This is a genomic window from Proteus sp. FZP2095 (assembly GCF_023701425.1).
Taxonomy (GTDB): domain Bacteria; phylum Pseudomonadota; class Gammaproteobacteria; order Enterobacterales; family Enterobacteriaceae; genus Proteus; species Proteus cibarius.
On sequence record NZ_JAMQBJ010000001.1, the window covers coordinates 1,598,718 to 1,624,681 of the forward strand.

Annotated in this window: 19 protein-coding genes and 10 tRNA genes; 12 read left to right on the forward strand and 17 right to left on the reverse strand. The window is 36.7% G+C overall.

What is annotated here, in order from left to right; genetic code table 11:
- Window positions 1-3 precede the first annotated feature (3 nt).
- The 3 genes from NBG71_RS18850 to NBG71_RS07775 form a co-directional block, all read right to left on the reverse strand.
- On the reverse strand, window positions 4-252 hold the full coding sequence (locus NBG71_RS18850; RefSeq protein WP_226891915.1) for a phage antirepressor N-terminal domain-containing protein: 249 nt from the start codon (window positions 250-252) through the stop codon (window positions 4-6).
- A 353-nt stretch (window positions 253-605) separates the two neighbouring features.
- Window positions 606-677, reverse strand: a tRNA-Arg gene (locus tag NBG71_RS07770).
- A gap of 195 nt (window positions 678-872) precedes the next feature.
- Window positions 873-1,649: an AraC family transcriptional regulator gene (locus NBG71_RS07775; RefSeq protein ID WP_075670546.1), complete on the reverse strand. Its 777-nt coding sequence runs from the start codon at window positions 1,647-1,649 to the stop codon at window positions 873-875.
- A gap of 104 nt (window positions 1,650-1,753) precedes the next feature.
- Between NBG71_RS07775 and NBG71_RS07780 the strand changes: the two genes are divergently transcribed.
- From NBG71_RS07780 to NBG71_RS07805, 6 genes are all read left to right on the forward strand, one after another.
- Window positions 1,754-2,557, forward strand: a complete 804-nt coding sequence (locus NBG71_RS07780; RefSeq protein WP_250916741.1) for a sulfite exporter TauE/SafE family protein — start codon at window positions 1,754-1,756, stop codon at window positions 2,555-2,557.
- A gap of 873 nt (window positions 2,558-3,430) precedes the next feature.
- On the forward strand, window positions 3,431-5,710 hold the full coding sequence (gene phsA / locus NBG71_RS07785) for a thiosulfate reductase PhsA (protein ID WP_159241928.1): 2,280 nt from the start codon (window positions 3,431-3,433) through the stop codon (window positions 5,708-5,710).
- 14 nt (window positions 5,711-5,724) lie between these two features.
- The gene (locus NBG71_RS07790; protein ID WP_023581663.1) at window positions 5,725-6,303 is read left to right on the forward strand and encodes a 4Fe-4S dicluster domain-containing protein; all 579 of its coding nucleotides are present in this window, start codon (window positions 5,725-5,727) and stop codon (window positions 6,301-6,303) included.
- A complete protein-coding gene (gene phsC, locus NBG71_RS07795; protein ID WP_075670540.1) occupies window positions 6,300-7,079 on the forward strand; it encodes a thiosulfate reductase cytochrome B subunit in 780 nt (259 codons plus the stop codon). Before NBG71_RS07790 ends, phsC begins: the two co-directional genes overlap by 4 nt.
- Before the next feature lie 270 nt (window positions 7,080-7,349).
- A complete protein-coding gene (locus NBG71_RS07800; protein WP_250916742.1) occupies window positions 7,350-9,491 on the forward strand; it encodes a TonB-dependent receptor in 2,142 nt (713 codons plus the stop codon).
- A gap of 12 nt (window positions 9,492-9,503) precedes the next feature.
- The gene (locus NBG71_RS07805; protein WP_211838444.1) at window positions 9,504-10,550 is read left to right on the forward strand and encodes an ABC transporter substrate-binding protein; all 1,047 of its coding nucleotides are present in this window, start codon (window positions 9,504-9,506) and stop codon (window positions 10,548-10,550) included.
- A gap of 596 nt (window positions 10,551-11,146) precedes the next feature.
- On the opposite strand, the gene NBG71_RS07810 is transcribed toward NBG71_RS07805, so the two are convergent.
- The 8 genes from NBG71_RS07810 to NBG71_RS07845 form a co-directional block, all read right to left on the reverse strand.
- Window positions 11,147-11,449 (reverse strand): helix-turn-helix domain-containing protein, encoded by a 303-nt coding sequence (locus NBG71_RS07810; protein WP_075670534.1) that lies wholly within the window; start codon window positions 11,447-11,449, stop codon window positions 11,147-11,149.
- Between the two features lie 2,189 nt (window positions 11,450-13,638).
- Window positions 13,639-13,714 (reverse strand) — tRNA-Val (locus NBG71_RS07815).
- Window positions 13,715-13,728: 14 nt separating this feature from the next.
- Window positions 13,729-13,804, reverse strand: a tRNA-Lys gene (locus NBG71_RS07820).
- 40 nt (window positions 13,805-13,844) lie between these two features.
- A tRNA-Lys gene (locus NBG71_RS07825) sits at window positions 13,845-13,920 on the reverse strand.
- A 38-nt stretch (window positions 13,921-13,958) separates the two neighbouring features.
- Window positions 13,959-14,034: transfer RNA gene (locus tag NBG71_RS07830), tRNA-Lys, on the reverse strand.
- Window positions 14,035-14,075: 41 nt separating this feature from the next.
- A tRNA-Val gene (locus NBG71_RS07835) sits at window positions 14,076-14,151 on the reverse strand.
- 43 nt (window positions 14,152-14,194) lie between these two features.
- Window positions 14,195-14,270 (reverse strand) — tRNA-Val (locus NBG71_RS07840).
- Window positions 14,271-14,311: 41 nt separating this feature from the next.
- Window positions 14,312-14,387, reverse strand: a tRNA-Val gene (locus tag NBG71_RS07845).
- Window positions 14,388-14,708: 321 nt separating this feature from the next.
- Between NBG71_RS07845 and gltX the strand changes: the two genes are divergently transcribed.
- From gltX to NBG71_RS07860, 3 genes are all read left to right on the forward strand, one after another.
- Window positions 14,709-16,127 (forward strand): glutamate--tRNA ligase, encoded by a 1,419-nt coding sequence (gene gltX / locus NBG71_RS07850; protein ID WP_075670532.1) that lies wholly within the window; start codon window positions 14,709-14,711, stop codon window positions 16,125-16,127.
- Between the two features lie 157 nt (window positions 16,128-16,284).
- Window positions 16,285-16,360 (forward strand) — tRNA-Ala (locus NBG71_RS07855).
- A 27-nt stretch (window positions 16,361-16,387) separates the two neighbouring features.
- A tRNA-Ala gene (locus tag NBG71_RS07860) sits at window positions 16,388-16,463 on the forward strand.
- A gap of 67 nt (window positions 16,464-16,530) precedes the next feature.
- Here NBG71_RS07860 and NBG71_RS07865 read toward each other — a convergent pair.
- A complete protein-coding gene (locus tag NBG71_RS07865; protein WP_075670694.1) occupies window positions 16,531-17,283 on the reverse strand; it encodes an SDR family NAD(P)-dependent oxidoreductase in 753 nt (250 codons plus the stop codon).
- 183 nt (window positions 17,284-17,466) lie between these two features.
- On the opposite strand from NBG71_RS07865, the gene NBG71_RS07870 reads away from it, so the two are divergent.
- Window positions 17,467-17,907, forward strand: a complete 441-nt coding sequence (locus NBG71_RS07870) for a MarR family winged helix-turn-helix transcriptional regulator (protein ID WP_075670530.1) — start codon at window positions 17,467-17,469, stop codon at window positions 17,905-17,907.
- Between the two features lie 2 nt (window positions 17,908-17,909).
- On the opposite strand, the gene NBG71_RS07875 is transcribed toward NBG71_RS07870, so the two are convergent.
- The 4 genes from NBG71_RS07875 to zipA form a co-directional block, all read right to left on the reverse strand.
- Complete coding sequence (locus tag NBG71_RS07875) at window positions 17,910-18,125, reverse strand: DUF3820 family protein (RefSeq protein WP_023581656.1); 216 nt, start codon at window positions 18,123-18,125, stop codon at window positions 17,910-17,912.
- Between the two features lie 166 nt (window positions 18,126-18,291).
- Window positions 18,292-19,476: a NupC/NupG family nucleoside CNT transporter gene (locus NBG71_RS07880; RefSeq protein ID WP_075670528.1), complete on the reverse strand. Its 1,185-nt coding sequence runs from the start codon at window positions 19,474-19,476 to the stop codon at window positions 18,292-18,294.
- Window positions 19,477-19,704: 228 nt separating this feature from the next.
- Window positions 19,705-21,732, reverse strand: a complete 2,028-nt coding sequence (ligA, locus tag NBG71_RS07885) for an NAD-dependent DNA ligase LigA (RefSeq protein ID WP_075670526.1) — start codon at window positions 21,730-21,732, stop codon at window positions 19,705-19,707.
- 55 nt (window positions 21,733-21,787) lie between these two features.
- The gene (zipA, locus tag NBG71_RS07890; protein WP_156733746.1) at window positions 21,788-22,816 is read right to left on the reverse strand and encodes a cell division protein ZipA; all 1,029 of its coding nucleotides are present in this window, start codon (window positions 22,814-22,816) and stop codon (window positions 21,788-21,790) included.
- A 223-nt stretch (window positions 22,817-23,039) separates the two neighbouring features.
- On the opposite strand from zipA, the gene cysZ reads away from it, so the two are divergent.
- On the forward strand, window positions 23,040-23,810 hold the full coding sequence (gene cysZ / locus NBG71_RS07895; protein WP_075670522.1) for a sulfate transporter CysZ: 771 nt from the start codon (window positions 23,040-23,042) through the stop codon (window positions 23,808-23,810).
- A 113-nt stretch (window positions 23,811-23,923) separates the two neighbouring features.
- On the opposite strand, the gene NBG71_RS07900 is transcribed toward cysZ, so the two are convergent.
- Window positions 23,924-24,454, reverse strand: a complete 531-nt coding sequence (locus NBG71_RS07900; RefSeq protein WP_075670520.1) for a hypothetical protein — start codon at window positions 24,452-24,454, stop codon at window positions 23,924-23,926.
- A 235-nt stretch (window positions 24,455-24,689) separates the two neighbouring features.
- On the opposite strand from NBG71_RS07900, the gene cysK reads away from it, so the two are divergent.
- Window positions 24,690-25,643: a cysteine synthase A gene (gene cysK, locus NBG71_RS07905; protein WP_075670518.1), complete on the forward strand. Its 954-nt coding sequence runs from the start codon at window positions 24,690-24,692 to the stop codon at window positions 25,641-25,643.
- The last annotated feature ends 321 nt before the right edge of the window (window positions 25,644-25,964 follow it).

Sequence of the window (25,964 nt, forward strand, 5' to 3'; positions counted from 1 at the left end):
TATTCAACTGCACACAATAACTGTATACAAACACAGTATATTTAATAATAATTGCAAAACAATCGTCTGATTTCGGCTATAGTCGGAATAGTTACGGATACCTTCTTTCACCTTAGATGAGTTAATCCTGAGCAGCCAACCATTTAATTTCTTTAATGCCATACATAAAATATTACGTAATTCTTTATCTATAACGACCATATTCATATGAACAAAGTTGTATTTATCATTGTTTTTATTGATTTTTTTGATTTAATCAACCAACTCATACCAAGATTTTCTACAATCGACTTCATTGCTACATAAACAATACTTTCTACCATCGCAGTAATTATTTATTGTCCATGAAATTGAATGTTTGATGTGTTACCGACACAAATAGATACCACCAGAGCCCTTATACGGTTTATCTTTTGCTTTAAATGATGATGTCTGCTTTACAGTTAACATTTTGGGTAAAATCTCGCTGGAGAAAAAATTTATCCAATAAAGATAGAGGTTTTCCAACGAACTAATAAGAACCACAACGGAAAGGAAATTATTGTGTATATTGAATTTTGTGGGATTTTACGAACGAAGGCGAACTAATACGAATGGATTCAGAGCGTTCCCTACAGGAATCGAACCTGTAACTAGCCCTTAGGAGGGGCTTGTTATATCCATTTAACTAAGGGAACATACGTAGGAAGATAAAGCATGACTTATGGACGGGCTACATTTTACCCCCCTCACTCTCTATTAATCAAGTTTTAACGCACTGATATTGGAAGGAATTTTTTTGTTTCTTTTTTGAACAATGCAATTTGACTTAAAAAGTATCTGATAAATATCATTATCACTAATTATGTTTACTCTTATATATATCTGTTTTATTAAAACTCTTTCAATCGTTTTAAAAACAATTTCGGTGAATATCCCATCTCTTTATTAAACATTGCACTAAAAGCGCTCGGATTTTCATAACCCAGCTCTAAAGCAACCTCAGTGACTGAATCTCCTTTCTTTAAAGCGGTTAACGCATACATTAAACACGCTTTTTGACGCCAATCTCGAAAAGAAAGTCCTGTCTCCTTATGAAAAAGACGAGTAAATGTACGTAGACTCTTATTTAATTTTTCAGCCCACATTTCTGGTGTTGTGCGAATATTAGGTCGTGACATAAATTCAGTACACAATTCATCTAATAAAGCATGTTGCGGTAATGGCGTAAAATAAGGTAATGGCTTAGCTTGGGATAATTCATGACAAAGCAAAGTCAATAATGCGCTATCTCGCCCACCTAAATCATAAAGTAAAGGAAGTTCATTGGCAGAAAGTAATAACTGATGAAGCAGAGGGGAAACTTGTAAAACCTCACAATATTCTGAATGACGAGGAATTTTATTAGGCTCAATATAGAGACTATAAGTACTACTACCCAACATTAGCACTTGATGTACTTTTTCTGCAGGGATCCACACGCCACTGTAAGGCAATACAATCCATTGACCATCTTCTGTTTTAACTTTCATTACCCCACTAGGGGCATATAAAAATTGCGCACGCCGATGATGATGAGCTTCAAGTAATGTGTCATAAGGATAATCAGAGCCTAATGCCAAAATATCACGAGGAAGATCATCCACACTGTTGATATCGATATTACGCATAATATTTAAATTGTCCTAAATTCGTATAAACTTGTCATTATCGCGTGGGTAAGCCATCACTTTATTCTATATTGTTAATCTCCTGACTCAACAGGAGATTTGAAATGACACTCTGGCTGATTTCTTTTGGTTTAATTTCAGGCATCACAACATGGTTATTTGGCTTTGGCGGTGGTTTTGTCACTGTTCCCTTACTCTATACACTTATTCTGACACTTTGGGGAATAGACAGCTTACCTGCTGAACATGCTATGCAAATCGCAGTTGCTACCTCTGCATTAATTATGTTGTTTTCTGCGACAGTCACCACCATTAAACACCATAAAGCCAAAAGGCTTGATTGGAATATCATGTCCATTCTGTTTATGGGTATCGCTTTTGGTGGGATCTTAGGTGCTCTTCTCGCATTAACAGTTGAAGGTACGTGGATCAAATGGATCTTTATTGGTTATCTTTTTATCACTATTTTAGATTGTTATTTTCGCCCCGGTTTTATGGCTCCGACTCACAACTCAAAAACAGTAACTAAAGCAAAAGAAAGTATTAATGGTACAGTGATTGGTATTATTGCTGCTTTTTTAGGCGTTGGTGGAAGTGTCATGACAGTACCTTTATTGCGCCGTAGAGGAACACCCATGGCACAATCAGTAGCAATGGCAAATGCATTAACCTTACCTTTAGCTCTCACGGCAACATTTACTTATGTCGCCCTTTCTTTTACCTCACCTTTAAATAGTGAATCAGGTTTTATTGGTTATATTTGGTTAAAAGCTGCACTTATTCTGATTTGTAGTACTTGGGTTGGCTTGAAGATCTCTGAACGTTTTTTATCTCGCATTCCTGATAAATGGCACGCAAGAGTTTATCCTCTGTTATTGAGTCTTGTTTTAATTGTCATGCTGTTTTAAATCCTTTCTTCTATATAGACAATACCAAGACAACAAATAACGGAAAAAACAATAACGACTACACATAAGATGGTGACTTTGAATATTCAAAAGAGTCGCCATTTTTTAACATTTCACTTCATCTTTTTCCTACGCATCTTCACCTAGCATTAATGCTATTGAGACACATAAAACAAAAAATATCTCTTTTTGACAATCACGACACAGTTCCATAACGATTAATATCATTAATTAATATTTAAACATAATGAACAATAATTTATAAATTGTCTCATTTTTAGTATCAATCTGATCACGTCTCGATGAATATTTATTGTATAAAAAAACACCTATTTATTTTTCTATTTTATTTGCATTTATCATCATAATAATAAGTTAGCTATTTTTCATAAGAAGATAATTTAAGAAGAAACTGGATTTAAATAACATCAAAAGTATTATTTATTATGATTTTCAAATAACAAATTAATTACAATATAATGTCATTTCGATATATAAATAATTATATATCGATAGGCTTTTTTGTCAAACTTTAATTATTATTAATCATATATTTTAAATACACTTTAATAAAACAAATTGATGATATAAGCCTGTGAATTTAAAAGAACTATCCATTAATGTCATATCCCTTAAAATCCCCTATTCCTTCCCCAAATTTTTATAATAGCATTCAATAGAAGAAAATAATTATCATTTGATTTTGTCTATTTTAGTTAATTTATTTAGTGATATTTATTAACTTCTTATTCTCTATTATTTATTATTTACAACTAACTCATCACTTATGGATTAATAAAATGGAGACGCCTTCAAATATTTATTTAACCGTCCGTATATAATATTTAGCTATAAGAAGAAACTGGAGGTTATATGAGTATTAGTCGTCGTTCTTTCATTAAGGGGATGGGGATAGGATGTGTGGGTTGTACCGTGAGTAGTTTACCACCAGGTGCACTTGCATTTAATCCTGTAGATTCTCTTAAGGGTCAGTCAACATTAACACCTAGCCTGTGTGAAATGTGTTCTTATCGTTGTCCGATAGAAGCCCAGGTTGTTAACAACAAGACCGTCTTTATCCAAGGAAATAGAAATGCTGAACACCAAAGTAGCCGAGTTTGTGCAAGAGGCGGAAGTGGTGTTAGCCTAGTTAATGATCCAAACAGAATTGTCAAACCCATGAAACACAAAGGCCCACGAGGCGCTGGTGAGTGGGAAGTGATAAGCTGGGAACAAGCTTATAAAGAAATTGCAGAAAAGATGAATGCCATAAAACAAAATTATGGTGCAGAAAGTATCTCTTTTTCATCTAAATCAGGTTCACTTTCTTCTCATCTTTTCCATTTGGCGGCCGCTTTTGGCTCTCCAAACACCTTTACACACGCATCTACTTGTCCAGCAGGAAAAGCTATCGCAGCATCCGTTATGATGGGCGGTGATCTTAAGATGGATTTAGCGAATTCTAAATATATTCTCTCTTTTGGTCATAACCTTTATGAAGGTATTGAAGTCGCCGAAACTCATGAACTGATGACAGCACAAGAACGTGGCGCAAAACTCGTCAGTTTTGACCCTCGTTTGTCTGTTGTTTCAAGTAAAGCAGATGAGTGGTTCGCAATCCGCCCTGGTGGAGATTTACCTGTTCTGATGGCAATGTGCCATATCTTAATTAAAGAAGATCTCTACGATAAAGCGTTTATTGAGAAATTTACGATAGGTTTCCCACAATTAAAAGAGGTTCTACAAGACACAACCCCTGAATGGGCTCAAGCACATTCTGATGTTCCAGCTAAAGATATTGTTCGTATTGCTCGTGAGATTGCAGCAAAAGCACCTCACGCACTGATTATGCCAGGTCACCGCGCAACCTTTAATAAAGAAGAAATTAATATGCGTAGAATGATCTTCACCTTCAATGCGTTACTTGGCAACATTGAACGTGAAGGCGGTATGTATCAGAAAAAAGCAGCGACAAAATACAACAAATTAGCAGGTATTGATGTTGCACCTGAATTAGCGAAACCAAGCGTTAAAGGTATGCCTGAAATTACCGCAAAACGTATTGATGCAACAGCTCCTCAATTTAAGTACATCAATAAAGGTGGCGGTATTGTTCAATCAATTATCGATTCAACATTAGAAGGCGTGCCGTATCAAACACGAGCATGGATTATGTCTCGTCATAACCCATTCCAAACAGTGAGTTGTCGTCCTGATCTAGAGAAAGCCGCACAGAAATTAGACTTAATTGTTAGCTGTGATGTGTATTTAAGTGAAAGTGCCGCTTATGCCGATTATCTTTTACCTGAATGTACCTATTTAGAACGTGATGAAGAAGTTGCTGATGTTTCAGGTTTAAACCCAGCTTATGCATTACGCCAGCAAGTTGTCGAACCGATTGGTGATACTAAACCAAGTTGGTTAATTTGGATGGAATTAGGTAAAGCATTAGGATTAGAAGCCTGTTTCCCTTGGGAAAATATGGGAGTAAGACAGCTTTATCAAGTTAATGGTAGTGAAGAACTTTATAAAGAGATGCATAAAAAAGGCTATATCTCTTATGGTATTCCACTGTTATTACGCGAACCTTCTTATGTAAAAGCCTTTGTTGAGCAATATCCAGATGCAATTAAACATGTTGATAGCAACAATACAATGGAAAAAGCCCTTTCCTTTAAATCACCAAGTGGCTTAATTGAAATCTACTCTGAAGAATTAGAAAGCCGTTTAGAAAACTACGGCATTCCACGCTTCCACAACTTCCCATTAAAAGAAAAAGACGAGCTTTATTTTATCCAAGGTAAAGTCGCCGTTCATACTAATGGTGCAACACAATATGTACCGTTATTAGCTGAATTAATGTGGGAAAATCCTGTTTGGCTTCACCCTGAAACAGCTAAAAACCATGGAATTAAACATGGTGATGAAATCATTCTGGAAAACAATATAGGCAAAGAAAAAGCACATGCTTTGATAACAGAAGGCATTCGCCCTGACACTGTATTTGTTTATATGGGATCAGGTGCAAAAGCAGGTGCGAGAACAGCAGCGACTACAACAGGTGTTCACTGTGGCAACTTATTACCTCATGAAATTAGTCCTGTATCAGGTACTGATGTACATACATCAGGTGTCAGAATTAGTCGGGCTTAAGGAAAAAAATAACAATGAACAATAATGATAAACAATTTGTCATGTTACATGATGAGAAGCGTTGTATTGGCTGCCAAGCTTGTACTGTTGCGTGTAAAGTCATCAATGACATTCCTGAAGGATTTAGCCGGCTTCAAGTCCAAATTCAAGGCCCTCATGACGACGAAGCGGGTAATCCACATTACCAATTTTTCCGTGTTTCTTGCCAGCATTGTGAAGATGCACCTTGTGTTTCTGTTTGCCCTACTGGTGCTTCTTTTATTGATGAGAATGGTATCGTTCAGGTGAAAAAAGAGCTGTGTATCGGCTGCGATTACTGTGTTGGTGCTTGCCCTTACCATGTTCGTTATATCAACCCAATGACGCATATCGCAGATAAATGTAACTTCTGTTCTGATACTCGATTAGCTGAAGGTGAATTACCTGCATGTGTATCGGTATGCCCAACAGATGCGCTTGCTTTTGGTCGCATTGACTCACCTGAAATTCAGGCTTGGATCAAACAAAAATCCGTTTATCAATACCAATTAGATAATGTCGGAAAACCAAGTTTATTCCGTCGTAAAGAAATCCATCAGGGAGATAAAGCATGACTAGTATCTGGGGAGCAGAACTCCATTATACGCCAGATTATTGGCCTGTATGGTTAATGGCAGCCGGTTTATTAATCGTTGCTATGATAGCAGTATTAGTTATTCATGGCTTACTACGCTATGCCCTTGCACCAAAACATTCTGGTCATTATGAAGAAGAACGCGTTTATTTATACTCTAAAGCAATTCGTTTTTGGCACTGGGGTAATGCTTTACTGTTTATCCTATTACTATTGAGTGGATTTTTAGGGCACTTCTCTATCGGTAATGTCACTTCAATGGTGCTATTACATAAGATCTGTGGCTTTGTACTGATTGCATTTTGGATTGGTTTTATCCTTATCAATCTAACAACCAGTAATGGTGTACATTACAAAGTAAGATTTAGTGGGCTAATTGGTCGTTGCATCAAACAAGCTCGCTTTTATCTTTATGGCATAATGAAAGGCGAACCTCATCCTTTTGCAGCAACTGAAACTGACAAGTTTAACCCTCTTCAACAACTCGCTTACTTAGGAGTGATGTTTGGTTTAGTGCCGCTGTTATTGGTTACTGGATTATTATGTTTATATCCTGAAGTACTTGGTGAAGGCTATTGGATGCTAAAAGCACACTTAGTATTAGGGATCGTGGCATTAATGTTTATTTGTGCGCACTTCTACTTATGTACTCTGGGTGACACTTTTACTCAAACATTCCGCAGTATGATCGATGGTCATCACCGTCACCAAAAACATGATGATCATAGTTCAGTAACAGAAAAAACAGAGCATTAATTTCTCAAGATCCCTTCTGTTACGATTCATTTCCTCAAATGCCCGCTTAAGCGGGCATTTTTTTGATCTAAATTCAGAAACAATTTCATAATTTTATTATTAGCAAATACATCATTTTATTTACATGTTATTCGGTGTATAGTCGGCGCCCACCTCGCTATATACAATCTTATACAATGATGTACATTACATTCGCAACGGGTATCGTTATATAAAACTTTTAATAGCGATGGGTTTATATAACTAAAAAATACATTTAGGGAGTCTATCGTGAAGAAATTTATTATTTCGACAATAGCTTGTGCTATAGCACAAACATTAGCTGTATCAGCAAGTGTAGCTGCTGAAAATGCTGAAAAAATCGTCGTTACTGCACAGCCAGTGAATAATAGTGAAGCCGGTGCGGGATTTGTTACTCGTGAAGTTGATATGGGGCCATTAGGTGAGAAAAAATGGTTAGATACTCCTTATACAACAAATACTTTTACTCAATCTATGATTGAAAATCAACAAGTTACCAATGTTGCTGATATCTTAAAATATAATGCCTCTTCTCAAATGCAAGCACGTGGCGGTATGGATGTTGGCCGTCCTCAAAACCGTGGAATGCAGGGCAATGTTGTTGCTAACTCTCGTTTAGATGGCGTGAATATTATTTCTACCACAGCCTTTCCTATCGAAATGCTTGATCGTGTAGATATTATTAATGGTCTAACTGGTTCACTTTATGGGCCAGCAAGCCCTAGTGGGCAATTTAATTTCACACAAAAACGTCCAACCTTAAAACGCTTAACGTCACTTAATGCAACTTATGTCAGTGATAACCAATTTAAAGGCCATCTTGATTTAGGGGGTTTTATTGATGATAACAACACTTTTGGTTATCGCATTAATCTAATGCATGATGAAGGTAAAGGTTACGTCGCAGGTAGCAAAACACGTCGCCAGCTAATCAGTACCGCATTTGATTGGAATATCTCGTCTGATACTGTGTTAGAAGTGAATTTTAGTGATTATTGGTTTAAAAAAATAGGTTACCCTGGTGCATTTTCTTATGGACCCAAAGTTACCGCATTACCTGATGCGCCAGATCCAACTAAAGCCGGCTATGGTCAAGCTTTTGCTGGCGTTGATCTTCATACCAGAACAGTAAGTAGCCGACTAAAACATGATTTTAACGAAGATTGGCAAATCAGTGCAGCAATTGGCTATCAAACGGCTGATCGCGGATTCCGTTCTGTTTCTAACCAATTAAGTCATGATGGTAAGCAATTTACACCAACGTTATCAGTACCGACAACTTATGGTCGTTTTACTATTTTAAGCCATTCTGTCAATGTTAATGGTCATGTGATGACTGGCGCACTATCTCATGATTTAATTCTCGCCACTAGCGGTTATCGTTGGGATATTTATGGCGCAAATGGTAATGATCAAAAATTCACATTACCAACTCAAGATATTAATAATCCACATCGTTATGATGATCCTTCTCATGAAGGCTTCTACACAGGCGCAGCTCGCACTAAAAATAGTCGCTCACAAGTTCAATCTTTTACTTTAGGTGATACCGTTACCTTTAATCCTCAATGGTCAGTAATGGGATCACTAAGCCAAAACTGGATCAAAGAAACGTCTTATCGTGCTGGTGGTGGAAATCACACCGAAAATGGATTAAGCCCTACTGTCGCATTAATGTTTAAACCTATTCCTGAAGTGATGACTTATGTTTCTTATGCAGATTCATTAGAAGAAGGGGATTCAGCACCAAACACTGCCAACAACAAAAATGAAGTACTAAAACCTTATCGTAGCGAACAATGGGAAATGGGGGTTAAATCGCAAATTGGCGATCTTAATTTAAATGCAGCTATTTTCCAATTAGAGCGTCCTTTTGCCTATGTGGGTAACGACAATATCTTTAAAGAACAAGGTAAACAACGTAACCGTGGACTAGAGCTTATCGCTAACGGAAAAGTCACTGATGAGCTTTTCGTTTTTAGTAGCATGACTTGGTTAGATCCAACTTTAACCAACACAGGAAATGCTCAAACACAAGATAAAGACGTTGTTGGCGTACCAAAATATCAAGCAAATTTATTAGCTGAATACCATTACCCTACTTTGCCTAATGTTATCTATAGCGCCAATGTTCACTACACAGGTAAGCGTGCAGCAAATACCACCAATACGATGTGGGCAAAAGCCTATACCACTCTCGATCTGGGTGCGCGTTATCAAACACAATATTGGGATAAGAAAACCACTTTCCGACTCAATTTAGATAACGTGACTAATGAGCATTACTGGGCATCTATTTTCTCTGGTAACCAAAATGGCGCAATTGGGGGAGCAAATGCTTTCTTAGGCACACCTCGCCAAGTTTCCGCTTCTGTAAGCATTGAACTCTAAGAGGAAAACGAAATGTATAAAGTTTTTTTCAAAATCCTGTGCATTGCGTTACTGGGAGCTTCGGCTCTCAGTATCTCCTTTAATGTACAGGCACAACGAGTTGTTCAATATTATCAAAATCAAACCATTACTATTCCTAACTCACCCGAAAGAGTCGCCACGAGTTGGAATGCTCAAAATGCGATACTTGCTATGCTTGGTGCTGGAGATAAAATTGTTTCCACAACCGATTTAGTCAAAACTATTCCCTTTTTTACCGAGATTGTTCCCGCTATAAAAACAGCTTCAATTTCTAGTAAAGGGAATAATGACACACTGAATATCGAAACATTAATTGTTAGCCAACCTCAAATCTTTTTTGCAACAGGAAAGCTATCTGATGCACAAATGACAGCGCTAAAAAATGCAGGGATCAGTGTTGCATTATTAAAATCAGGTTCAATGGATGCATTGTTAGAAAGAACGTTGATCACAGGTGAGATTTTAGGTTCAAGTAGTCACCAATTAGCAAACGATTATTTAGCTTACTTTCAGCGTAATGAAGCTCTTGTAAAAAGTGCGGTAAGCGAGATAAGCACTAATAAACCAATGAAGGTCTATCATGCTTTTGGTTCGCCATTAAGAACATCTGGCGCACCTTCGTTAAATCATGATTGGATAACACTTGCAGGCGGTATTAACGTTGCAGAACATTGGTTTGATAATGTGCCAAGCCGAGCTGGTGATGTTTCCTTAGAACAAGTTATTCATGCCAATCCTGATGTCATTGTCACTATGTATGCAAGAGATACTGAAATCATTAAGAATGCACCTGAATGGCAATCCATCTCTGCCGTACGTGAAGGCCGAGTTTACACAAATCCTAAAGGCCTATTTTGGTGGTGCCGTGAAACCACAGAGGAAGCCTTACAATTTTTATGGTTAGCGACTGTTTTATATCCAGAACAAACAAAGCATATTAATATCTCTAAAGAGACTCAACAATTCTATAAAACTTTTTTTAATATCACCCTCACCGATCAGCAGCTCAAACACATTCTTAAACCTCTCAAAGACTAATTGTTACCGCCTCTTCATATTTACGATGAAGAGGCAATAATAACTCATACTACTTCTATTTTGATATTACCACTCGTTCTCTATATAGTCATTTAATGATAAATACGTAAATATTGATCCTATGTCATTTTTTTCACTAAACGGATTTAGGGCATTTATCATATTAAACGCCACTCTTTTTAAATTTATTGGTATAAAACGCATAAGGTCATAGGTTTAATAGCTTCAAAAATGTTATCAAGAGGTAAAATCGTGGTAGGTAATATAAGGGGTGATTTTATGAATAGCTTATTCTAAACAAGCACTAATTAGCTGTTTTTTTATCATACAAATAAATACAAGAATATATTTCTCCGAGCATGAAAGTCTCGGTTCATTTGCAATATAATTATTCTTTTCTTATAAAAAATAAAAATTCTCATTCCCTATAAACGTAAAATGCCCTAATAAGGGCATTGATTTCATATAAAGGCTTTATATCATCTATTAAGAAAATTCTTATTATTAATCAGCTAAACAGAAACACCTATATATAAGAATTATCTTATTCAATTTAGTTATTCTAAAATTAATTACTTTTTAATTTAAGAATATTATTAGAAGATAGAAAGAGCCTTGCTATCGAAATGAGCTGGAATATGTTGTTCATTATGCTCAGATTCTTGAGCCATTCCGCCTGTAACTTCTTCAAAGAAGCTACCTATATTAACGCCTAGTACTTCAAGTACTCTAACTAAGCAATCAATATCAATACGGTTTACACCACGCTCATAACGAAATAACTGTTGTTCACTAATATCAATCTCTTTTGCTAACTGAAATACAGTATAACCTTGAGATTTTCTTAATGACTTAATTTTTTGTCCAACTGCATAAGCGACTGGATACTTGCTACTCATAATATTGTTCTCGCTTTTCACTTTGATTGATATCTAATTTATAATGGTGTGTTCCTGCGCAATAATATGTAAAATTATATATTATCGAGAGCACCTTTTTGTTTTAATAAAATATTATTTTTAGTAGATAAGAAATATTACAATTCATAACATGACTTATCATATGTAAATAATATACTACGCATTTAAACACTTTCAACCAGTCAAAAAAAGACAGTGCAAGTACAATGATTTACTCATACTAGTTGATAATACCTAGGATAATGCTATATCCCCTTTATTTTCATACAGTTAAAATATTTTACTTATAAAATCACACTTTTTTTTTCTTAAACTTTACTCACTAATTAGAATTATCATCTAGTACAAGCTTAATTTAAGGTGTTATTATTTGAGTTGTGCAAAAATAAATCAACTTATATCAGTCTAATTTATTTAAAATAATAAATTAACCTCATAAAGGTAACGATTTTCTTATTTTTATTAAATAGCTTAAGCAATATCAATGAAATCTGTTTTTTTTACAAACAAGCCGATATTACTCTTCCATATCAATACGTTACATAACTTACATAAAAAAATAGATATAAATCACATTTTAAACATTTGTTAATTAATTTGTATAAGCATAAACCCTTACTCTTTCAACTAAATATATTTCAAGATCCACAATTCTTTATTACTCTAGAATAAATAAATAATAGATTTAATTACTCATTTTTTTTGAATTTTTATTAATGAATAACTTATTTTAATTTTCAATTAGATTAAAAATCTTCTTTATGAAATAGAAAAAAAGTAAGTCTTAATATAAATATTTTTGTTTTATCAGTAGGTTATTTGAAAGCTAAGCGTATTATTATAAAAACCATTCTTTTTATGACCATGTAATACTATTCTTTCTTTTTCACTCAAATACGCGCATTTGGCACATTGTAAAAATAGAGTAATAATTACATCTTAAGTTAAATTCACAAGGGAATGAACTGTTAAATATCAACTTTGGCATGATCTAATTTTGTTAAAAAAAATAAAAATTAACCTTTTTACATCCTAAGTAATTACACGTATTCCATATAAGAGTTATTCTTACGAGAAAATAAACATTAATATTTTTATATAATTTATATTCCTGCCAAATGCACAAATTTCTCCATTTTTCGTAAAAAATGAAATTAACCACTTCAGGACAAATCAATTACTGATGAAACAAGTGCTTTTTGCTTTATATCATTTACTATCCAGCTCATTATGGTGTAAAGGTTGATAAATATCAAATCTTAAACTTAGTTCGTTTTAAATCAAATAGTTATGCAAGATTTCTTACTATATCCCACCTTCAAAAAAGAAGATAAAACATCATTATATTTAACCTTTATTATTACTAGCACAATCCAATGATTTATAAAAAGTAAGAAAGATTAACTATAAAGCCCAATTTTTATCTTTTAATCTTCTGTTTTTTTCTTAAAAAATGAGTACCACATATTTATCAATGCTGACTCAAAATGTTTTAACTTGCTCATTTTATGAGAGATATTGCTCATAAGAAATGAGCAAATAATTTATCACAGTGCATCTAAGGTTATTTAATTTTATTAAAAAATTGGAAATACCTATACCTCCCCCCAAAAGGAGTAGGTTTTTCTTTTTCAATTAGAGTAATTTCTTTAATATTTTCAGATTGACATTTGAACCCCGCTCAAAAATAAATACATATTTTCTACTGAGCGCAATTCCTCATCAAAAATGATTCACTTAACAATAGAAGAACCTTTTCTTTTTTAAGTGGCTCCATTTAAATGATGAAAACATGACAGAATGTAAAAAAGTGTAATAAAAAAAATGACTTATGAGCACTCTTCACGACAAGCACAATGCAATAACAAGTTAAAACAGTCTTAGAAACTAAGAGCTCCAAGGGAACAAAATAAGTAGCTAAGTAAGGATAAAGAGATGATGCCAATACAAAGGGCTAGTAAAGTATGTCTATAGGGATATGTAGCCATAAGTGAAGCAACGAGCAACATAATAGAACAGTGCACACAGAGAAAAAGATTAAGGCTCAAAGGATGCAACTAACAGCAATAACGCAGATAGCAGGTATGAGAAACCAAATAACTATTATTAATTCTTTTAGAAAAACTCTAGGGAAGTAAATAAGAAGCGATAACGAGGATATAAAGAAGTGGTGGGCGGTATTGGGCTCGAACCAACGACCTCCTCCTTGTAAGGGAGATGCTCTACCAACTGAGCTAACCGCCCGCTTTATTATTAAATGGTGGGTCGTGGGCGATTCGAACGCCCGACCAATTGATTAAAAGTCAACTGCTCTACCGACTGAGCTAACGACCCATTTAATAATTTTGCGTAAATCTGTAAGTAGCTTTGTGAATGGTGGGTCGTGGGCGATTCGAACGCCCGACCAATTGATTAAAAGTCAACTGCTCTACCGACTGAGCTAACGACCCGTCACAATGTTCACTACTTTATGTTGTATTTTTAGGAATGGTGGGTCGTGGGCGATTCGAACGCCCGACCAATTGATTAAAAGTCAACTGCTCTACCGACTGAGCTAACGACCCATACCTAACTGTGTGATATTGCGCGAAATAACCGGATGAAGTGGTGGGCGGTATTGGGCTCGAACCAACGACCTCCTCCTTGTAAGGGAGATGCTCTACCAACTGAGCTAACCGCCCACTTCATGATGACTAAATTCTCACTACCACGCTTTAATGTAATTGGTGGGCGGTATTGGGCTCGAACCAACGACCTCCTCCTTGTAAGGGAGATGCTCTACCAACTGAGCTAACCGCCCAATTACACTAAATCATACAACTTATCACAACGAAAAAATAATGGTGGGCGGTATTGGGCTCGAACCAACGACCTCCTCCTTGTAAGGGAGATGCTCTACCAACTGAGCTAACCGCCCGTCGTGATGGGGTGCATTATAGGGATACTGCGCTATGAGTCAACGATTTTTATCAGTTTTTTATCGTGAAAACGATCGTTCGTTTTATTTTTAGTCAAGATGCTTTTTTTAGCACCATAAGTGACACAGCAATTAACCAAAGTAATCCTATAGGTAGTATTCGTCAAACAAAAAATCATCAATTTAAAAATTTTATCTCTGTTAAAAGCTTAATGGCATTGAGGAATTAGCATCCAGTGATAAAATAAGGCAACCATTTCGTTTTTTTGATAATCACGATTACTTATCTATATATAAGTAAGACGTACAAAGGCAATCCCAATGAGTAAAATAAAAACCCGTTTTGCACCAAGTCCTACTGGCTATCTACATGTTGGTGGTGCGCGTACCGCACTTTATTCCTGGTTATATAGCCGTCACAATAAGGGCGAATTTGTACTGCGTATAGAAGATACCGACTTAGAACGTTCTACACAGCCAGCCATCGATGCAATCATGGACGGTATGAATTGGTTAAATCTGAATTGGGATGAAGGTCCTTATTATCAGACTAAACGCTTCGATCGCTATAACCAAGTGATTGATCAAATGCTATCTGCGGGTACTGCATACCGTTGCTATTGCACTAAAGAGCGTTTAGAGCAACTGCGCGAAGATCAAATGGCGAAAGGTGAAAAACCTCGTTACGATGGTTGTTGTCGTGGTGGTAACCATAATCACAGCGCTGATGAACCTCATGTTGTGCGTTTCTTAAACCCACAAGAAGGTTCTGTCATTTTTGATGACAAAATTCGTGGTCCAATTGAATTTAGTAACCAAGAGCTTGACGATCTGATTATTCGTCGTACTGATGGTTCTCCAACTTATAACTTTTGTGTTGTTATTGATGACTGGGATATGGAAATCACTCACGTTATTCGTGGTGAAGATCACATCAACAACACACCTCGCCAAATCAATATTCTCAAAGCATTAGGCGCACCTGTGCCTGAATATGCTCACGTATCAATGATTTTAGGTGATGATGGTAAAAAACTTTCTAAACGTTATAACGCGGTCAGCGTAATGCAATATCGTGATGAAGGCTATTTACCAGAAGCATTATTAAACTACTTAGTTCGTTTAGGCTGGTCTCACGGTGACCAAGAGATCTTTACTATTGATGAAATGATTGAGCATTTCACTTTAGAAGCGATTAGTAAATCCGCAAGCGCATTTAATACTGATAAACTGCTTTGGTTAAACCATCACTACATCAATACACTGCCAGCAGAGAAAGTTGCTGTTCATTTGGATTGGCATATTAAACAACAAAATATTGATACCAGTAATGGCCCATCATTAGTTGAGCTGATCAAATTATTAGGCGAACGTTGCAAAACATTAAAAGAGATGGCTGAAAGTTGCCATTACTTCTATGTTGATTTTGACACCTTTGAAGAAACAGCAGCGAAAAAACATTTACGTCCAGTTGCTCGTCAACCATTAGAAGTCGTTCGCGATAAATTATCAGCAATTACAGAGTGGACAGCTGAAAATGTTCACCAAGCAATTCAAGATACCGCTGATGAATTAGAAGTGGGTATGGGTAAAGTTGGTATGCCATTACGTGTTGCTGTAACAGGCGCAGGTCAATCTCCTGGCTTAGATGTTACCGTTCACGCTATTGGTAAAACTCGTAGCGTTGCGCGCATTAATAAAGCATTAGACTTTATTACTGAAAGAGAAAACCAAGCTTAATTTACTCGTTAATCTTGCTTATTAAGAAAGATACATTCCTAAAATAGGGAATGTATCTTTTTTTTGTACTCTTTTTCAGCAATCAATAAATAATGTGAGATTAACTGATTGACAGTATTGTGCTTGTTGCCTATTATCAAGCCCGTTCCAGTATGTTGGGGCTATAGCTCAGTTGGGAGAGCGCTTGCATGGCATGCAAGAGGTCAGCGGTTCGATCCCGCTTAGCTCCACCAATATACTTCTAGAACAATCCAATATGTGGGGTTATAGCTCAGTTGGGAGAGCGCTTGCATGGCATGCAAGAGGTCAACGGTTCGATCCCGTTTAGCTCCACCAGAATTTTAAGATCCTGAAGAGAAATCTTCGGGATTTTTTGTTTTCTACTCCCCCTCTTTATTTATTTTTATTGTGCAGTGTAACCCCCATCAATGGCATAAAATGCTCCCGTTGAGAAACTGCTTTCATCTGAAAGTAAAAATGCGACCGTTTTAGCGACTTCCTCTCTGGTTGCCATTCGTTTCATTGGATGTGTATTTGCCATCCATTCACGTACTTCATTGGGTAGCATTTGCATTTTTGGTGTATCGACATAACCAGGCCCAATTGCATTGATCCTTATTCCTTTGTCTGCAAACTCAAGTGCAGCTGAACGCGTGATCCCTAATACGGCGTGTTTAGCTGCTGTATATGCTGAAATACCTGCAATCCCCACAATGCCATTAGATGAAGAAAGATTCACAATACTCCCTCCCCCACTTTTCAATATTGCAGGTATGCCATATTTCATACCATAAAATACGCCATTAATGTCCGTATCAATAACCGCCTTCCAATCTTCAATCTCATAATCGACAATAGATGTATTATGAGGTCCTGTGATCCCTGCATTATTAACTAAGCCATGTAATGCTCCAACTTGAGCGATAATAGTTTCAATCATTTTTTCAACTTGAGAAAATGAGGTCATATCCGCCTGTAAAGCGATGACCTTTTTGCCTGTTATATCAATAGAACGTGCTGTTTTTGTTATTTCCTCTAAATGCCGACCAGTAATGAAGACCGTTGCACCACGTTGGAATAGCAATTGTGCAATGCCTTCACCCACACCTGTACTTGCTCCTGTGACTAAAATCACTTTATCTTTAAAATAGTCCATCATTTCAACTTCACCTCTTATCAACTGCATCAAGTTTTATCGGGCAACCACAAGGTAGTTAACCAAAGTTAACTATACGCCATCTTATTTGATTAACTTTAGTTAATCAATATAAAGTTTATTCGTAATGAATCACCTGATAATATTAACTTTAGTTAACATAATTTATGAGATAGCGTATTTATGGAGAAGTGTAAATTAGAAAACGCATTGTCATTATTACAATGCACATTAGTCGCGCAACGAACTCGTTATACACCAGAACAAGTCACTTGGGGCCAATATGATATTTTAGAATTATTGCGCTTACGAGGTGACTTAACCCCTTCTCAATTAAGTGATTCATTGGCAATTTCAAGACAGAATTTATCGAAATTTATGCGGGGATTAAAATCCTTAGGATTTATTGCACAGTATCGTTCTGAAAAAGACAAGCGTGAGCTTATTACTCATTTAACTGATGAGGGTCACGCTTTTCTGGCAAGAGCGGCGTTAGGCCGAAAACAAAATGCTGAGAAAATAAGTGAATGCTTAACGCTTGGAGAGCAAACATTATTTATTGAATTAAGTCAGAAAATCATTAATGCATTAACACCTGGTAAATCAGCTATGGATAATAATTAACATCACCGCTTTAATGGTTTTAATAGTCCTTCTAAACCTTCAATTTTAATTGCTAAGGTCATCTCCATGAGTTGACCCAGCTTACCCTCAGGAAACTCACCTTTCTTTGCAAACCACAATAGATACTCTTCAGGTAAATCAACCAGCATACGTCCTTTGTACTTGCCAAATGGCATTTGTGTGTTTGCTATATCGATAAGGTGCTGTTTCTCTAACATGTTCTCTACCACGTCGTCATTGAAGGGATAAAACCGATTATAGGATAAATTAAAGATAAAAAAAGCAGTACCCGAAGGTACTGCTTGATTTTCTGTTACTTGATTAACAAGTGACTCTATTTACATTGTTATTTTATTCACATGCTATCTGTTTTATCTTCAAAGATTAAACAAACAGACCTGCGATAGCTGCTGATAAGAAGCTAACTAATGTAGAACCGAATAGTAATTTCAGACCGAAACGAGAAACAACGTTACCTTGTACTTCGTTTAGACCTTTAATCGCACCTGCAACAATCCCGATTGAAGAGAAGTTAGCAAATGAAACTAAGAATACAGATAAGATACCTACAGAGCGCGGTGAAATTTCAGCAGCGATATCTTGTAAACTACCCATTGCAACAAATTCATTAGATACTAATTTAGTTGCCATCACACTACCAACACGTAATGCATCTTGCTCTGGTACACCAATTACCCATGCTAATGGATAGAAAACGTAACCTAAGCAATCTTGGAAGCTAATACCGAAAATCATGCTGAAAATCGCATTCACAGCAGCGATTAATGCAATGAAACCAATCAGCATTGCAGCAACGATTAATGCAACTTTGAAACCTGCTAAGATGTATTCACCTAACATTTCAAAGAAGCTTTGACCTTCATGCAGATTACCCATTTGGATCTCTTCTTCATTTTCAACAGAGTATGGGTTAATCACAGAAAGGACGATAAAAGTACTGAACATATTCAGTACTAGAGCAGCAACAACGTATTTTGGATCTAACATTGTCATGTATGCACCAACAATCGACATTGATACTGTCGACATTGCTGTTGCAGCCATGGTGTACATACGACGCTGAGACATTTTGCTTAATACATCTTTATAAGCAATAAAGTTCTCTGACTGACCAAGAACTAGTGAGCTCACTGCGTTGAATGATTCCAGTTTCCCCATACCGTTCACTTTAGAAAGCACAGTACCGATAATGCGGATCACGAAAGGTAATACTTTGATATGTTGAAGAATACCAATTAATGCAGAAATAAAGATAATTGGACATAAGACATTCAGGAAGAAGAATGCTAAACCACCTTTCATCATGCCACCGAATACGAATTCAGTACCTTGTGCGGCATAACCTAATAAGTGATCAAATAATCCAGCGAAGCCACGAACAAAGCCTTCACCAACATCAGAGTTGAGGAAGAACCATGCTAATGCGATTTCAATAACTAATAACTGCACGATATAACGCAAACGGATCCCTTTGCGATTGTTACTCGCAACGAATGCTAATGCGCCAATAACGGCGAGTGCTAAAACGAAGTGAATGATAGAGGACATGCATGCTCCAAAAATAAAAATAAATCTTGTAGAGCATTTTATGTAACGCGTAACATTAGGATGTGACTATTGTCACAATCTCATGAAACCGCATACACACTATTTATTAAATAAGATAGGTTGATCACACTTTGAAAGTTACTTAAGAAACATTAAATGTAAATTTAGCTTAAGTAAAAATGCCACTGAGAAGGTTTTCCCAGTAGCATTTATTAAATAGTAGAATGATTATTTCGATTGATCAAGTAGTCGTATCATTTCATCTTCATCGATAATGGCTATCCCCAATTCGTTAGCTTTCACTAACTTAGAGCCAGCAGCTTCACCTGCAATTACCATATCTGTTTTTTTAGAAACACTTCCGCTCACTTTTGCGCCTAATGCAGCTAATCTGTCTTTTGCTTCATCACGCGTTAATTGTGAAAGTGATCCAGTTAACACAACAGTTTTGCCCGCAAATGGATTATCACCTGCTTCATGAGTCACAATAACAGGCGCTTGCCATGTAATACCGGCATCATTGATCAATTGTTCAATAACCGTTCTATTGTGTTCTTCTTGGAAGAAATTAACGACATGTTTAGCCACAACATCGCCCACATCAGGAACGGATTTTAGTGCTTCAACATCTGCATTTCGTAATGCATCAAGTGTTGAGAAATGTGTTGTTAATCCACTTGCTGTTGCTTCACCAACTTCTCGAATACCCAGTGCATAAATAAAACGTGCAAATGTCGTTGATTTAGCCTTATCTAAAGCCGTGATCAATTTTTTAGCTGATTTTTCACCCATTCGCTCTAAACCAGACAGGATTTTTTCATCTAAACGGAAGAGATCAGCAGGTGTTTTGACATATTCCTTCTCAACCAGTTGGTCGATAATTTTATCACCCATTCCATCCACATCCATGGCTCGACGTGAAACAAAATGTTTAAGTGCTTCTTTACGTTGCGCGCCACAAATTAAACCACCAGTACAACGTGCAACAGCTTCACCTTCAATGCGCTCAACATCAGAATCACAAATAGGACAATGTGTCGGAAAGATAATTTCTTGAGCATCATCAGGACGTTTTTCTTCAATCACACTGACAACCTGAGGAATAACATCACCAGCTCGGCGAATAACCACGGTATCGCCAATGCGTATCCCTAAGCGTTCAATTTCATCAGCATTGTGTAACGTTGCGTTACTCACAACCACACCCGCTACTTGAACAGGCTCTAAACGTGCGACAGGTGTAATCGCACCAGTACGCCCTACTTGGAATTCAACATCTTTGATAATCGTCATTTGCTCTTGAGCTTGGAATTTATAAGCAATAGCCCAACGTGGTGCTCTTGATACAAAACCCAGTTCTTCTTGCAGCGCAATATCATCAACTTTGATAACAACACCATCAATATCAAAACCTAAATTAGGGCGAATTTCTTCTACATGGTGATAAAAATCAAGGACTGCTTTGCTACCTGAGCAAAGTTTTACAGCATCGCTAACGGGTAATCCCCATTTTTTAAATTGTTGTAGGCGCTCATAGTGGCTTGTTGGTAATTCACCACCTTCTAGTACACCAACGCCATAACAGAAAAAGGTTAATGGACGTTTTGCTGTAATACGAGGATCGAGCTGTCTTAATGAGCCAGCTGCGGCATTACGAGGGTTAGCAAAAACTTTTCCACCAGTACGTCGCGCTTCCTCGTTTAAATATTCAAAGCCTTTTTCATTCATAAAGACTTCGCCACGAATTTCAATGCGAGCAGGGATATCTTCGCCATATAAACGTAGTGGAATAGCCTTAATTGTTCTCACATTCTCAGTGATATTTTCCCCTGTTGTACCGTCACCTCGCGTTGCAGCTTGTACTAATACTCCATTTTCATAAAGTAAACTCACCGCTAATCCATCTAATTTTAATTCACAACAGAAAGTGATCTCTTCACTATTTTTTAAACGATCACGTAAACGCTTATCAAAAGCTAGATAGCTTGTTTCATCAAAAGCATTATCTAAAGAGAGCATCGGAATTTCATGTCTCACTTGCTCAAATGCTGTCAGAGGTAAGGCGCCGACCCGCTGTGTTGGCGAATCAGAAGTAATTAATTCAGGGTGTTCAGCTTCTAATGCTTTTAGCTCATTCATTAAGCGATCGTATTCAGCATCAGGTATTTCAGGTGCGTCCATGACATGATAGAGATATTCATGGTGACGTAGAGTAACGCGAAGTTTATCAATTTTTTGTTGAGTGTTTTTATTCATGATTATCACCAAAGAAGAAAAACCCCCGCAAGCGGGGGCTTTTTACAGACAAAAGCTATTGATTTAAATCCAGCGTCCTGCGGATCCTAGATTTATAAAGCTCAATTTTTTGTGGCGTTAAGAGTTTACGTTCATCATCCAGCACAACACCACCTACATCAGATGCGATACGTTGCGCCGTAAGCAACATCAACTTAAAGTTTTGGTTAGCATCACCATAAGATGGCACCATCATAAACATCGATACACCTGGTGTCGTTAATTCAGCCATCGTATCAATATTAAATGTTCCCGGTTTCACCATATTCGCTAAACTAAACAAAACAGGACCATTCGCTGTTGGATTAAGATGACGATGGAAAATATTCATTTCGCCAAACTGGAATCCTGCTTGAATGATACTTTGCATCAATACTTCACCATCTAGCATTTGACCATGATGTGCACTTACGTTTAAAACAATAACCAGCTCTTTCTCTGCTTCTGTTGCTTGTGGAGCAGATTCAGCTATCGGTTCTTCAGCCAGAGCATGATGTGAAGCCTCAGTTTCAACAGGAGTCACATGAGCCGTTGTCTCTGAAATTGACGGCTCAAAACTCGCAGATGGGCTCACTGTATTAACGTGTGATTTTATTTCACTCGCAACATTAACCACTGGTTCTTGTTTTGGCTCATCCCTAACAATTGGTACAGACTCTTTTTCAATGACATCAAAAACACCAAGACTAGGCTCTTGCTGTAATGAAGTATCGTGAGAGCTCCCTTTAGTTTGGGTTTCAGACATTAATGGATCTCTATCTGCCACTGAAATTTCAGGTTCATGTAGAGGCTCCGATTTTATCGGTGGCTCACTCTCCCGCTTTTCAGTAGAGGATAAAGTTGATGTCTGATGACTAGCCTCAGCATATTGTGGTTCGTCATCGTTCTCATCTGACTGATAATTCTGTTTCTGACGTTTTACTGGGCGATTACGGAAAAGCTTAGAACGCTCTTTTCGACCAATCCATAAGCCGTGTAATAACAAAGCTATGATTAAAATCGCACCAACAACGATTAATATCAGACGCAAATTTTGCTGCATCATTTCTATCTCTGTTGTCTTGAGGTTTAATAGCCACGTTGGCAAATATTACTTTTTACTAAGAGTATTTGCCAATGCTCATAAGTGCAAGCCAATACTTAATTTTCTTGTCACAAAGATACACACATCAATCTCTTATGCGCATTTTTTAGACAATTCATGACTAGTAAGGCTGATTATCTCCCTATATGATACTAGCTTGCCCTCATTGGAGAGAATAGGAAGTATGACAAATTTGACAGAAACGAATAAAAATTTAAATGGATTTCATTATTTTGCTCTTGGTTGGCGTTTAATTACACGCAAAGGGCTAAAACGTTTTGTTATCTTACCCCTACTTGCCAATATTATTATTCTCGGAAGCGCCTTTTGGTGGTTATATGGTCAAATAGGTGGCATGGTCAATTGGATGATGGAAAAAGTCCCGGATTGGCTACAGTGGTTGAGTTATTTAATCTGGCCATTATCCGTTATTTTTATTTTATTGGTGTTTACTTATTTCTTTAGTACTTTAGCCAATATTATTGCTTCTCCGTTTAATGGATTATTGGCTGAAAAGTTAGAAGGTCAAATAACCGGCATAGCACCACCAGATACAGGTGTTGCAGGTATATTGAAGGATGTTCCTCGTATTTTAAAACGTGAGCTAACTAAAATAGCTTATTATTTGCCTCGTGCTATTGTCTTGTTATTGCTCTATTTTATTCCTGCTATAGGACAAACTGTTGCCCCTATTTTATGGTTTGCTTTTGGTGCTTGGATGATGGCAATCCAATATAATGACTTCCCATTTGATAACCATAAAATTTCATTTGCAGCGATGAAATCTTCGCTGAAACAAGACAAATGGAATAATCTTCAATTTGGTATGGTTATTAATATTTTTACTATGATCCCTATTCTAAATTTAGTCATCATGCCGGTTGCAATTTGTGGAGCAACCGCAATGTGGTGCGATCGTTATCGTAAACAGCATGTACAAAATGGACAGTGGTAGATTTAATTTAACGACTTATCGATAAATGAGAAAAACCCCGTTTTATTAAGACGGGGTTTTATTTTATCATTTTTGTCTAAATCGTAGTTTGGTTTATTGAGTTATTGAGTGCATTACTCAATTAATGAGCGAATATAATCTTTCGTTTCTTCCTTATCCATCGGCTCACGCTCATTAATACCCATTTCAAAAATATTTAATGCACCATCTAATTTTTCCATAATCTCTTCATCATCTCGAATACAGAAAATATAAGCATTTTCAAATGGTGTGAGATCCACTAATCGTAACCCTTTCTCTGTCAAAAAGTGGTTAATATATTCAAGATAAGGTAATTCATAAGGCAACATATAAGGGTCTACACTCACCTCATCCCAATCAATATTTTCAACTTGAGATAAAATCAATGCACTTGGTGATTCAGGAAAAGAAATATGCTCTAACGATTTTAGATCAGGAATATCACCAAAATATTCTGTCCACTCCACATAGTCCATTAATCCTTGAGCTGAGAGTGATTCATATAACCAATTAAGGACATCTTCTTGAGCATCAGACTCGGGTAAATTTTCACGTAAAACTTGCGCATCTAATTCAGGCACAGCGAGCTCAAGTGCGCTAATCAACTCTTCAATGGTTTCCATTATGACCCCTGTATTTGCAATAAATGTAGTTAAAAATAGATTATCAGCCATCAATATACTGTACATCTCTTGGTTTATTAATTTGTGAATCGTCTCACTGACTCTTGATTAGAACCTTTTGGAATAAAAAGATGAAAAAGTTATAAGTATATTCATAAAGCTTATTTCCATCTTTAGCTTGATGGCGTATGGTAATTTCATCTGACCTTATAAAAATCATGTACCGAGGATAAAAATGAGCAAGATTTTCGAAGACAACTCGCAAACTATTGGACACACTCCCTTAATTCGCTTAAAGCATTTCGGAAATGGTAACATTCTGGCTAAAGTGGAATCTCGTAACCCAAGCTTCAGTGTAAAATGCCGTATCGGTGCCAACATGATTTGGGATGCAGAAAAGAAAGGTATTCTCAAAGAAGGCGTTGAGCTTGTAGAGCCTACCAGTGGTAATACTGGGATTGCTCTTGCTTACGTTGCAGCGGCTCGTGGCTACAAATTAACACTGACCATGCCTGATACCATGAGTGTAGAACGTCGTAAATTACTCAAGGCATTGGGTGCTAATTTAGTGCTGACTGAAGGCGCTAAAGGCATGAAAGGTGCCATTGATAAAGCCAATGAAATTCGCGAGAGCGATCCTAAGCGTTACCTTTTACTACAACAATTTAGCAACCCAGCTAATCCTGAAATCCATGAAAAAACCACAGGCCCAGAGATCTGGAATGATACAGATGGTGAAGTAGCTGCTGTTATTGCTGGCGTCGGTACGGGTGGTACAATTACGGGTATTGGTCGCTATTTGAAAAAGACTCAAGGTAAAGCGGTGACAATGGTTGCGGTTGAACCTACAGGCTCCCCTGTTATTACACAAGCCTTAGCAGGTGAAGAAATTAAACCAGGCCCACATAAAATCCAAGGTATTGGTGCCGGTTTTATTCCTGAAAACCTAGATTTATCGTTACTGGATCGTGTTATTCAAATCACTAACGAAGAAGCCTTTGATACCGCTCGTGAACTAATGACTAAAGAAGGTATTCTCGCTGGTATTTCTTCTGGTGCAGCGATTGCTGCAGCAGTAAAACTCGCAAAAGAACCAGAATTTGCAAACAAAGAAATCGTAGTTATTTTACCTTCATCAGGTGAGCGTTATTTAAGCACCCCACTTTTTGCTGACATTTCTGACAGCTAAATCGCGTCATCTCAATTGTAAAATATTTATTAAAAAAGCACCTAAATGGTGCTTTTTTTGTGGTAGAGATCAAAGTTTGTCATCCAGACAGGTGATTTATTTCTTCGAGTTTAGTATTTAATCAATTAATTATTTCGAAGGTCGAAATTAATCAGAAAATAACCGAGATGACAAAAATAAACTCTTTTATCTTTCTGAACACTATTTTTATCAGATGACGCTTTACGACTTAATATTATCTGATATTGCTACGCAAAGCAGGACAAATTCATCTACACTTACTAAGTCCTGACTTAATGTGAACAATTGAGTTATAAAAGG